General features: G+C 65.7%; 4 protein-coding genes. 3 read left to right on the top strand and 1 reads right to left on the bottom strand.

Annotation, left to right across the window (positions count from 1 at the left end; translation table 11 throughout):
* The first annotated feature begins 186 nt into the window (after positions 1 to 186).
* Positions 187 to 1,023 (top strand): diadenylate cyclase CdaA, encoded by an 837-nt coding sequence (cdaA, locus tag I2H31_RS15870; protein WP_196294029.1) that lies wholly within the window; start codon positions 187 to 189, stop codon positions 1,021 to 1,023.
* Positions 1,024 to 1,239: 216 nt separating this feature from the next.
* Here cdaA and I2H31_RS15865 read toward each other — a convergent pair whose 3' ends face one another.
* The gene (locus I2H31_RS15865) at positions 1,240 to 1,440 is read right to left on the bottom strand and encodes a hypothetical protein (protein WP_196294028.1); all 201 of its coding nucleotides are present in this window, start codon (positions 1,438 to 1,440) and stop codon (positions 1,240 to 1,242) included.
* A 19-nt stretch (positions 1,441 to 1,459) separates the two neighbouring features.
* On the opposite strand from I2H31_RS15865, the gene I2H31_RS15860 reads away from it, so the two are divergent.
* Positions 1,460 to 5,884: a beta strand repeat-containing protein gene (locus I2H31_RS15860; RefSeq protein ID WP_196294027.1), complete on the top strand. Its 4,425-nt coding sequence runs from the start codon at positions 1,460 to 1,462 to the stop codon at positions 5,882 to 5,884.
* A gap of 424 nt (positions 5,885 to 6,308) precedes the next feature.
* Positions 6,309 to 12,869, top strand: a complete 6,561-nt coding sequence (locus tag I2H31_RS15855) for an Ig-like domain-containing protein (protein WP_196294026.1) — start codon at positions 6,309 to 6,311, stop codon at positions 12,867 to 12,869.
* Positions 12,870 to 13,158 lie beyond the last annotated feature (289 nt).

Here is a 13,158-nt window from a genome sequence, read left to right as displayed (position 1 = left end):
GGCCGTAATTTGAGGGAAACAAAGGCCTGCTGTGCAACGGTGCCGCCCGCTCGTTGTCATCCTGAGCGCAGCGAAGGACCTTCTCACGTTTGAAGCAATAGCTACTGTATGCTGTAGAGCGGTGAAAAGGTCCTTCGCTTTACTCAGGATGACAGACGTTTCCTTATTCTCCATCCCCCAACCGCCATGTCCGGCCCGTTCCCCATCAATTTCCTGCGCTTCGGCTGGATTGACGCGGCCGACGTGCTCCTGGTGACGGTGCTGTTGTACCAGCTCTACAAGCTGCTGCGCGGCTCGGTGGCCCTGAACGTGGCGCTGGGGCTGGTGTCGTTCTACGTGCTGTACCTGCTGGTGAAAGCCACCGGCATGGAGCTGCTCACCAAGATATTGGGCCAGTTCATGAGCGTGGGCGTGCTGGCCAGCATCATTTTGTTTCAGCAGGAAATCCGGCGGTTTTTGCTGAACGTGGGCAAGGCTACGGCCCTGGAGCGCATGCGCGGCTGGAGCTGGGGCCGCACCCCCGACGCCGCCCCGCTGGCCGTCGGCCCCTTTGTGGAAGCCGCCAAAAGCCTCTCCAACAAGTACACCGGCGCCCTCATCTGCTTCGCCCAGGCCTCCGACCTCACCGCCTTTGCCGAGTCCGGCGACCGCCTCGACGCCGAAATCAGCAAGCGCCTGCTGCTGTCCATCTTCAACAAAACCTCGCCCCTGCACGATGGCGCCGTCATCATCGCCGGGGGCCGCATCCAGGCGGCGCGCTGCATCCTGCCGGTGAGCGAGAACCCCGACGTGCCCGCCTCGCTGGGCCTGCGCCACCGCGCGGCCATCGGGCTGAGCGAAATCACTGACGCGGTGGTGCTGGTGGTGAGCGAAGAAACCGGCGCCATGAGCCTGGTGCGCCACGGCGACGTGCACCGCAACCTGGCCACCGCCGAGCTGCGCGCCCGCCTCAACGAGTGGCTGCTCAGCGGCCCCGGCCCCGCCGCGGCGGCCCCGCTGCCCTCGGCCGAAGCCGCTGCCTGAGCCACCGCTTTGGGGCCGGGCTGGCGGGCTATTACCCAAGCGTGCCCGCGCCCAATACCCCCGGGACAGGGCGGTAGACCTGGCCTGGTGAAGGCAATAGCGCCCATGCCCGGGTAAGGGACATGCACAATAAGTGTATTCGCATATGCTGCTGCTAATCAAGAAGTAATTTGCTGTTGCTGAGGATTTTTAAAATAGGATATAACGCTTATGCTATTAGGTTTTAGGGCTTTTCGTTTTTAATTTTCTCGGAGCATTCAACTTCTGGCCTGCTGGGCCGCGGCGTTTTAACGTCTTTGGTTGAAGCTTTGTAAAACCGATGCCGGCTGCCTGACCGCCGCCGGAACCTTGCACTCTGCCACCCGTTGCCCCGTTCGCTTTATTCACCTTTTCCTTCTTTTCACCCACCGTATCCATTCACTTTTACCCTCGTTTCATGCGTAAAAATTTACTTCCCGAGCCGCAGCAGATGCGGTCCGGAATCCTGGCGGCGCGCAAGCGCCTGCTGGGCCTAGTGGGCGCGGGCGCCCTGCTGCTGAGTAGCGTGGCGGCCCAGGCCCAAACCCCCACCACGGTGTTCAGCGAAACGTTTGAAGGCGCCACCAACTCCTTCACCATCGTCAACGGCACTCAGGTCAACCAGTGGTACGTGGGCACGCCGGGCGGCAACGGCCCCACCACGCCGGGCACCAAAGCGGCCTATGTGTCGAACGATGCCGGGGTGACGAATGCGTACACCCTCACCTCGACGTCGACGGTGCACATGTACCGCGACGTGACCTTCCCGGCCGGGCTGGCCGCGGTGGAATTGTCGTTTGACTGGAAGGCCGTGGGCGAAAGCGTCGGCGCCAACATGTACGACTACATTCAGGTGTTTGTGGTGCCCACCACGGTGACGCCCGCCGCCGGCACGCAGCTGGTGAGCGGTACGGCCGGCGCGGTGCAGCTGGGCTACAACCTCAACCTGCAGGCCGCATTCGGCCGTACCACGTTTCAGGTGCCGGGCAACGTGGCCGGCACCACCCAGCGCCTGGTGTTCACTTGGCGCAACGACATCACGGGCGGCGCGCAGCCGCCGGCCACCATCGACAACATTACCGCGACGGCCGCGGCGGCCAACCCCATCAGCGGGGCCTACACCATCAACAGCGCGCAGCCCACGGCGGGCACCAACTTCGCCAGCTTCACCGATGCGGCCGCGCGGCTGAACCGCGACGGCATCAGCGGGCCGACCACGCTCACGGTGTCGGGCGGGCCCTACACCGAGCAGTTTTTGCTGGGCCAGGTGACGGGCACCAGCGCCACCAACACCCTGGTGGTGAACGGCGGCGGGCGCACCATTCAGTTTGCTTCCACCAACAGCGGCCAGCGGGCGGTGGTGCAGCTCAACGGCACCGACTACACCACCATCAACAACCTGAACATTGACGCCACGGGCGGCGCGGGCGCTTCGCCGGCGGCCACCTTCGGCTACGGCATTCTGCTCACCAACGCGGCCGACAACGACCGGATTAGCAACAACGTCATCAACGCCGACATTGCCACCACGTCGACCTCCTTTGCCGGCATTGCGGTGAACGGCTCGACGGCGGCCGCTTCGACCAGCGGCAATTCGGCCAACAGCCTCGTCATTGAAAACAACACGGTGAACGGCGGCTATTATGGCATCACCCTGTTTGGCAACAGCACCACCACGGCGTTTGCCACGGGCAACGTCATCCGCAACAACAACGTGCGGGATTTTTACACCTACGGCATCTACGTGGGCTACCAGGACGGCCTGCAGGTGATTGGCAACGAAGTGGCCCGCCCCCTGCGCACCAACGGCACCACGCTCTACGGCATCTACTTCAGTGGCGCCTCGCGCAGCCTAGCCGTGGAGAAAAACCGCGTCCACGACCCGTTCACGGGCAACCCGGCTTCGACCAGCAGTGCTTACCTGCTGTACATTACTACCGGCACCGGCGCCACCGCCGCCGCGCCCAACGACTTTGTGAACAACGTGTTTTACAACCTCAACGGCAACGGCACGCACTACATCATCTACAACTCAGGCGCGGCGTACAGCCGGATTTACAACAACACCATCAACGCCGACGACCAGGCGGGCAGCACGGCCACCACGTACGGCATCTACAGCACGGGCACGGGTGCCGACGTTAAGAACAACGTGGTGAGCATCACCCGCGCCGGCACCGGCACCAAGTACGGCTTGTACTACACGGTCGGCGCCACGCTCAGCAACAACAACGACGTGTATGTGCCCGCCGGCAACGTGGGCTACTACAACACGGCCTTCCCCACCCTGGCCGGCTTCCAGGGCGCCAACGGCGGCGCCTTCGACCAGAACAGCGTGTCAGTCGACCCCGCGTTCGTGAACGTCGGCACCGGCAACCTCACCCCGGCCAACGTGCTGCTCAACAACGCGGGCGCTCCCCTGGCCCGCGTGACCGACGACATCACCGGCGCGCCGCGCGGGGCCACCCCCGACATGGGCGCCTACGAGTTTACGCCCGTGGCCATCGACGTGGCCCCCGTGAGCCTGCTCACGCCCGCCGCCGGCACCAGCTGCTACAGCGCCGCCGAAGCCGTGAGCATTCAGATTCGCAACGCGGGCACGGCCACGCTGAACTTCGCCACCAACCCGGCCACCGCCACGGTGGTGGTGACGCCGCCCACCGGCCCGGCCCAAACCTTCAGCGGCACCCTGAGCACCGGCACGCTGGCCAGCGGCGCCACCCAAACGCTGACCCTGAACGGCACGCTGAACATGACGGCTCCGGGCGCCTACTCGTTTGCCATCACGGCCACGGCCACCGGCGACCTCAACCCCGGCAACAACGTGCTCGCGACCACGACCACGCGCACGGTGGTGGCCCCGGTGGCCGGCACGCTGTCGCCGACCACCGCCAGCCTCTGCGTGAGCGGCACGGCCGTGCTTTCCGTGGCGGGCTCGTCCAATGGTAACATTCAGTACCAGAGCAGTAGCAGCGCCACGGGGCCGTTCACGGACGTGGCGGGCGCTACCTCGGCCAGCTTCACCACGCCGGTGCTCACCGGCACCACCTACTACCGCGTGCGCACCACCTGCAACGCCAACACGGTGTACAGCAACGTGGCCGCCGTGGTGGTGAACAACCCGGTGATTTCGGCCGCTCCCTCGCCGGTGAGCACCTGCGCCGGCGCCACGGCCACGCTCTCGGCCACGGTGCCGGCGGGCATCTCGGTGCGCTACTTCACGGCGGCCACGGGCGGCACGCTGGTGGGCACGGGCAATCCCTTCACCACGCCCGTCCTCACGGCCAACACCACGTACTACGCCGAAGCCTTCTCGGGCGGCCGCGAAAACGTGGGCCCCACCACTAATTCGATTGGTGCGGGTGGTGGCACCAACCTGACCTACGCCCTGATTTTTGATGCGACCGCGCCCACGGTACTCACCGGCGTGTACGTATACCCCACGGCCGCTGGCGTGAGCAACATTCAGCTGCTGAGCGCCACCGGCACGGTGTTGCAAACCTACCAGGCCACGTTCACGGCCGCCGATTTGAACGCAAAAACCTTTGTGCCGCTGAACTTTAACGTGCCTGCGGGCACTGGCCTGCGGCTGGGACTCACATCCACGGGCTCGACGGCCAGCCTGTACCGCAACACCGCCGGCGCGTCGTACCCCTACACCTCGACCAGCGGCAACGTGAGCATCACGGGCAACACCTTCTCGGGCTACCCGCAGTACTACTATTATTTTTACGACTGGGTCATTGGTAATGACTGCATCAGCACCTCGCGCACGCCCATCCAGGTGAACGTGACGCCGGGCCTGGTGGCTTCGCTGCCCACGGCCGCCGCCACCATTTGCGGCAATACGCCCTACGTACTGACGGGCTCGATTGCGGGCACGGCCACGGGCGCGGTGTACACGACCAGCGGCACGGGCACGTTCTCGCCCAACGCCACCACGCTCAACGCGACTTACACGCCTTCGGCGGCCGACATCGCGGCCGGCACGGTCACGATTACGCTCACCCCCACCGGCCCGGCCGCGCCGTGCACCTCGACGGGCCGGGTGGTGCTGACCCTGGTGGCACCGGCGGCTTCGGGCTTCAGCTATCCGTCGGGCACGTACTGCACCAACTCGCCGGTAACGGTGGCGCCCATTCTGGCGCCGGGCGCGCAGGCCGGCACGTTCTCCGCCTCGGGCTTCGGCCTGCGCATCGACCCCGTAACGGGCGTCATCAACCTGGCCAACACCAACATCGACGGCACGTTCACCATCACCAACTCGGTGGCGGTTACCGGGGCTTGCAGCGGGGCCTCGGCTTCCACCACGACGTTCACGGTCATCTTCGGCATCGGGCAGCCCACGCTCACGGCCACGCCGCAAACGGGCGGTGCCGTGCTGCTGAGCACGCCGGCGCTGGCGGGCGCTACCTACCAGTTCTTCAACAGCAACGGCGCGGCCGTGGGCCCGCCCAGCGCTTCGAATACGCTGACGCTAAATGGCAACAACCAAAGCGGCAGCTACACCGTGGTGGCCATCTCCACCACGGGCTGCCGCTCCATTCCGTCGGCGGCGGTGACGGCCACGGTGCTGGGCACGCAGACGGCCACGCTCAACGGCGTGAGCCTGCGCGTGTACCCCAACCCCACGCCCTCGGGCCAGCTCACGGTGGAGCTGAGCGGCGTGAACGCCAAGGCCTCACGCCTGACGGTGCTCAACTCGCTGGGCCAGGTGGTGCACACCGGCTCGGTGGCCCCCGGTACCGCCTCGCTGGACCTGGCGCGCCTGGCCTCGGGCGTGTACACGCTGCGGGTGCAAACCACGGAAGGCGTGCTCACGCAGCGCATTGTGCGTGAGTAGTACCACACTTTCTTAAGTAACAAAAAGCCCCGCTGGCACCACGCCGGCGGGGCTTTTTTGCGTGGCCTGTGAGGAGGGAAAAGGCCTTGGTCCGGCCTGGTTTCCGGCAACGCCGTCGGCCGAAGCAACGCTTTGCCTTGCAGGCAGGATGACTGGTTATAGCAATTATTTTTCTGAATATTTTACGCTATATCAGGTGCTGTGGCGGGCTGCGGAAGAGTTTATAAAGGAGGCAACATTAGGATACTGCTTTTTTATCTATAATTTCGACAGTCTGGACGCTGCGAAAAGCTTGCTGCTTTTGGGATTTCAGATGGCGCCGTTGGCGCCCGCCCGGGCTTTCTGCCACCCGTTGCCCGGTTGCTTTCCGCTGCCTCTTTCCCTTTCTCACCCACCGTATTCACTCACCTTTACCTTCGTTTGTATGCAGAAAAATTTACTTCGCGAGCCGCAGCAGGTGCGGTTCGGAATCCTGGCGGCGCGCAAGCGCCTGCTGGGGCTGCTGGGCGCCGGCGCGCTGCTGCTCGGTAGCCTGAACGCCCAGGCGCAGCTCGCGGGCACCAAAGCCATTCCCGGCGACTACGCCAGCGTGGCGGCGGCCGTCACGGCCCTGAACGCGCAAGGCGTGGGCGCCGGCGGCGTCACCTTCAACATTGCGGCGGGCTATACCGAAACGGCGGCCAACGTGGTCGTCACCGCCAGCGGCACCGCCGCCAACCCCATCGTGTTTCAGAAAGCGGCCGGGGCGGGCGCCAACCCCGTCATCACGGCCGCGGCCGGGGTTTCGACCACGCTCGACGCCATTTTCACCCTGCAAGGGGCCGACTACGTCACCTTCGACGGCCTGACGCTGGTGGACCCCGCGGCCAACGCCACCACCACCACGCGCATGGAATGGGGCTTTGCCCTGCTCAAAACCAGCACGCCCGTGGACGGCTGCCAGAACGTGGTGATTCGGAACTGCGCCATCACGCTGCAGAAAGGCACGGCCACGTCGGGCATCTACTCCAACAACCACACGCCGGCCAGCACCAGCCAGCTCGTGCCCACCACGGCCGCCGGCACCAACTCCAACAACAAGTTCTACGGCAACACCATCAGCGGAGTCAACAACGGCGTGTACGTGAACGGCTACGCGGCCTCCAGCCCGTACCTGTACTACGACCAGAACAACGAGGTGGGCAGCGTGGTGAGCGGCACCGCGCCCACCGGCAACACCATCTCGGACTTCGGGACCACGAGCACGGCCTACGGCGTCTACTCCGTGTCGCAGAATGGCATGAAGGTGCAGGGCAACACCCTGAGTAGCACCACGGCGGCCACCACCACGGGCCCCACCAGCACGCTCTACGGCATCTACCTGGGCACCGGCGGCGGCGCCGACGCCCTGGGCAACACCCTGAACCTGAACAGCAACGCAACGGGCTCGTCGACCTACGGCATCTACAACGGCAGCGGTGCCAATGGCCTCAACGGCGCGGCCGCCACGGTGAACGTGGCTAATAACAGCTTGAGCGCAAGCTCGTTGCTTAACTCGTCGGGGTCGTTGTACGGCATCTACAACGGGTCTTCGGTGCCGACGCTGAACGTGTCCGGCAACACCATCAGCAACGTCAACCGCACGGGCTCCACGGCCTTCAATTACCTGGTATACATCAGCACCAGCCCCACCACCGCGCTGAACGTGTACAACAACACCATCAGCGACGTGGCGGTGACCGGCACCGGCAACTACGTCTACTGCTTCTACGGCTTCCCCAACTCCACGACGGCCGTCCAGTTCTACGGCAACACCATCCAGAACATTACCTGCGACGGCAGCAACCTCTACGGCGTGTACCTGAGCGGCGGCAGCACCGCCGACGTGTACCGCAACCGTGTGTCGGCCCTGACGGCCACGGGCACGTCGGCCACCATCTACGGCATCTACACCACCAGCACCACTTCCACGGTCACCAACAACCTCATCGGTGATTTGCGGGCGCCCAATGCTTCGAGCACCACGGCCATCACGGGCCTGTACCTGGCCGGCGGCACCACGGCCGATGCCCAATACAACAGCATCTACCTGAACGCCTCCAGCTCGGGCACCAACTTCGGCACGTCGGGCATCTACTTCACCTCCACGGCCACCACGCTCGTCACCCTGCGCAACAACATCGTGGTGAACACGTCGACGGCGGCGGGCACGGGCAGCACCGCGGCCCTGCGCCGCTCCGGCGGCACCACCGGCGTGACGCCGGCCAACCTCACCAACCTCACCAACAACAACCTGTACTACGCCGGCGCGCCGGCCACGACGGGCAACTACATTTACGCCGAAGGCACCACGCCCGCCACGCTGGCCAACACGGCCTCGACGCTGGCGGATTACAAGGCTTTCCTCGGCAACCGCGAAGGCAATTCGCTGACCGAAAACGTGCCCTTCGTGAGCACCTCGGGCACGGCGGCCACCTTCCTGCGGGTGAGCACCACCACGCCCACCCAGGTGGAGGGCAACGCCGCGCCCATCAGCGGCATCACCACCGACTACGCCAACGCCACCCGCAGCGCCACCGCGCCGGACCTCGGCGCCTACGAAGGCACCTACCAGTTGCTCGACCTGAGCGGCCCCGCCATTCTGAACGCCACCCTGAACAACACCACCAGCACCGCCAACCGCACGCTGACGGTGACCATCACGGACCCGGCGGGCGTGGCCACCGGCGCCAACGCCCCGCGCCTGTACTACCGCAAAGGCACCAGCGGCGCCTTCGTGTTCGTGAACGCCACCAGCGTGAGCGGCAGCAGCTACACCTTCACCCTGAACTACGCCCTGCTGCCCGGCGGCGGCGTGGCTTCCGGCGACGTGGTGCAGTATTACGTGGCCGCGCAGGACCTGTCGGCTACGCCCAACGTGAGCACGGCGCCCAGTGGCGGCACCGGCGCCACCCCGCCCGGCACCACGGCCCCGGCCACGCCCGGCTCGTTCCAGATTGTGACCACGCTGAGCGGCACCTACTACGTGGGCACCTCCACGCCCCCGGCCGGCACCGCCGCCGACCACATCTTCCCGACCCTGACGGCCGCGGCCAATGCCTACAACGCCAACGTGCTGAGCGGCGCCGTGACGTTCTACCTGCTCGACGCCACGTACTCGACGGCCGAGACGTTCCCCATTGTGTTCACCGCCAACCCCTCGGCTTCGGCCACCAACACGGCCCGCTTCAGCCCCTACACGGGCGTGACGAGCACCGTGTCGGGCTCGGCCAGCAGCCTGCTGACCTTCAACGCCACCACCTACCTCACGCTGGACGGCTCGAACGTGGCGGGCGGCACGCAGCGCAACCTCACCCTGACGAACGGCCAGAACACGGCCGCCGCGGTTATCACCGTGGGCAGCCAGGGCGTGGGCGCCGGCACTTCCAACCTGGCCCTGCGCAACCTGAACCTGCGCGGCGGCAGCAACACCAACACGACTTCGTTTGGCATTTTGGTGACGGCTACGCCCGTGGGCAGCCCCACCACCGGCACCGGCGCGGATAACGACAACCTGACCATTCAGAACAACTCGATTACGGGCGTGTACTACGGCATTTACGCCAATGGCAGCGCGGCCGTGAGCGCCGGCGGCCTCGACGGCCTGTCCATCACCAACAACCTGATTGGGCCGGCCACGGCCGCCGCGGCCGACAACATCGGCAACACCGGTCTGTACCTGGCCAATGCCGTGAGCCCGCTCATCAGCGGCAACTCGGTGCGCAACGTGTCGGCTTCGGCCACGACCTACGGCATGAACTTCCCGAACGGCGTGAACGGCGCCACGGTGAGCCAGAACGTCATCAGCGGCGTGACGACCAGCAGCACCAACGCCTACGGCATCGCCCTGGGCACGAACTTCATCAACGGCGTGGTGGACCGCAACCGCGTGGAAAACGTGTGGGGCGCCCCCACCGGCGGCTACGGCGGCAAGGGCATCGAGATTGCCACCGGCAACGCCACCAGCAACCTGCGCGTGAGCAACAACGTGGTGTCGGGCATGAACGGCTCGGGCTGGAGCTCGCTCACTACGGACGCCATCATCGGCATTCGCGTGGCCAGCGGCTCGGGCATCACGGTGGCCTACAACTCCGTGAACCTGTACGGCAACTACCTCACGGTTCCTACCAGCACTTACCTCTCGGCGGCGCTGTTTGTGAACTCGGGCTCGACCAACCTGACCGTGGCCAACAACGTGCTGGTGAACTCGCTCGTGACCGGCGGCACCACCGCCAGCGTGGCGTACTCGTTCTACACCTACGCCCCGGCCTCGGCCTACACCGTGCTCAATAGCAACGACTACTTCGTGGCCGGTGCCCAGGGCGTGCTTGCCAACGTGGGCGGCACGGGCGGCGTCTCGACCAGCACGGCCGTGGCCACCCTGGCCGCGCTGCAAGCCGCGACCGGCAAAGACGCCAGCTCGGTGAACGCCGACCCGGTGTTCAGCACCAACACCGACCTGCAGCCCATCAGCCCCCTGCTCAACAACGTGGGCACGCCGGTGGCCGGCATCACCACGGACTTCACCGGCGCCCCGCGCTCGGCCACGACGCCTGACATCGGCGCCTACGAGTACACGCCCCAGACCGTGGACATTGCTCCCATTGCCCTGGTTTCGCCCAACAACAGCAGCGCGGCCACGTGCTTCGGCGCCAATACGCCCGTAACCGTGACCGTGCGCAACAACGGCTCCTCGGCCCTGAACTTCGCCACCAACCCGCTCACAGTGTCGGTGGTCATCAGCGGCCCGGCCGGCTCCACGCAAACCCTGACCCCGCAGGTCATCAACACGGGCACGCTGGCGCCGACGGCGACGCAAAACGTCACCCTCACCAGCCAGGCCAACTTTACCCCGGTGGGCGCCTACACCTTTGCGGTGCGGGCCACCGTGACCGGCGACGGCAACACCGCCAACGACCTGCTGGTGCCCGCGCCCACCCTGAACGTGGCCGCTCCGGTGGCCGGCACGCTCTCGCCCGCTTCCTACTCCATCTGCGTGAGCGGCACGGCCACGCTGAGCCTGGCCGGCTTCTCGGGCGGCACCCTGCAGTACCAGAGCAGCGCCAGCGCCACCGGCCCGTTTAGCAACGTGGCCGGCGCTACGTCGGCCAGCTACACCACGCCGGTGCTCACCAGCACCACTTACTACCGCGTGCAAGCCAGCTGCGGCACCAACGTAACGAACAGCAACGTGGCCGTGGTGGTGGTGAACAACCCGGTGATTTCGGCCGCTCCCTCGCCGGTGAGCACCTGCGCCGGCGCCACCGCCACGCTCTCGGCCACGGTGCCGGCGGGCATCTCGGTGCGCTACTTTGCAGCCGCTACCGGCGGCACCGCCCTCGGCACCGGCAACCCCTACGTGACCCCGGCCCTCACGGCCAACACCACCTACTACGCCGAGGCCTTTGCGGGCAGCCAAGAGAACGTGGGCAAGCCCTCGACGACGGGCACCGACGGCTCCAACGGCACCGGTGGCATCAACTTCACCGCCACGGCCCCGACGTCCATCGTCAACGTGACCGTGTATCAGACCGCCAACGCCTCGGCCGGCACGGCCACCATTCAACTGCTGAACGGCAACAACCTGAACGGCACGGCCGCGGGCGGCATCGTGACGCAAACCACCGTGTCGATTCCGGCCAACACAACCAACGCTCTGCAAGCCCGCACCCTCACGCTCAACTTTGCCGTGCCGGCCGCCGGCCCGTACCAGTTGTTCTTGAGCGCTTCGAGCACCACCCTCGTGCGCGACTTCAGCAGCACGCCCCAGCCCGCCACGGCTTATCCCTACACTTCGCCGAGCGGCGTAGTCTCGCTCACGAGCGGTAGCCTGGGCATCGATTACTACTACTTCTTCTACAACTGGCAGGTGGGCTCGGAGTGCGTGGGCACCTCGCGCACGCCTATTCAGGTGAACGTGACGCCCGGCCTGGTGGCGACGCTGCCGGCTTCGGCGGCCAGCATCTGCGGCAGCACCCCGTACGTCCTCACCGGCGCCATTGCCGGCACGGCCACGGGCGGCTTGTATACCACGAGCGGCACGGGCACGTTCTCGCCCAACGCCACCACGCTCAACGCCACCTACACGCCCTCGGCGGCCGACATCGCGGCCGGCACGGTCACGATTACGCTCACCCCCACCGGCCCGGCCGCCCCCTGCACCTCGACGGCCCGGGTGGTGCTCAGCATCACGGCGCCGCCCGCTTCGGGCTTTAGCTACCCGGCGGGCACGTACTGCACCAACTCGCCGGTGACGGTGGCGCCCATTCTGGCGCCGGGCGCCCAGGCGGGCACGTTCACGGCGTCGGGCTTCGGCTTGCGCATCAACCCCACCACCGGGGTGATTACCCTGGCCAACACCAACATCGACGGCACCTTCACCATCACCAATACGGTGGTTGGCACGGGCGCTTGCAGCGGCGGGGCCTCGTCCACGGCCACGTTCACGGTCATCTTCGGGGTGGGCCAGCCCACGCTCACGGCCACCCCGCAGCCGGGCGGTGCCGTGGTGCTGAGCACGCCGGCCCTCACCGGCCTCACCTACCAGTTCTACCAGGGCACTACCCCCGTGGGCGCTCCCAACACGACCGGCACGCTGACGCTGAACGGCAACAACCAGAGCGGCAGCTACACCGTGGTGGCCACCTCGGCCAACGGTTGCTCGTCGATTCCTTCGGCGGCGGTATCGGCGGTGGTAACGGGCACGCAAACCGCCAGCCTGAACGGCGTGAGCCTGCGCGTGTTCCCCAACCCGACGGCCGACGGCCAACTGACGGTGGAACTGAGCGGCATCAACGCCAAAGCTTCGCGCCTGACGGTACTCAACTCGCTGGGCCAGGTGGTGCACACCGGCACGGTGGCCGCCGGTACGGGCCAGCTCAAGCTCAGCCAACTGGCTTCGGGCGTCTACACCTTCCGGGTGCTAACCGAGCAGGGCGTGCTCACGCAGCGCGTGGTGCGCGAGTAGTACTTCGCTTCGCGTAAGTGAAATAAAAAGGCCCCGCTGGCAATGCCAGCGGGGCCTTTTTGTGAAAAGCAACTTGCGAAAAAGCACAGGCTTGGTATCAGTAGCAAGATGAATATTAGAACATTTGCTTTATTATAATTATTAGTGATAATATAGCAGTATTATTGTGGCCAAGTGGTGTGTGGGAAGAAAATAGTAAGGCTCTTAACGTTCTACCTATGAAGAAACTATACTTTTTGGCAATTGGATGGTGCCTGTTGTGGCTGCCGCTCGCCAGCTATGGGCAAAA

Source organism: Hymenobacter ruricola, from assembly GCF_015694525.1.
GTDB lineage: Bacteria > Bacteroidota > Bacteroidia > Cytophagales > Hymenobacteraceae > Hymenobacter > Hymenobacter ruricola.
Note: the sequence above shows the minus strand (reverse complement) of the source record. Positions and strands in the feature narration are given on the sequence as shown.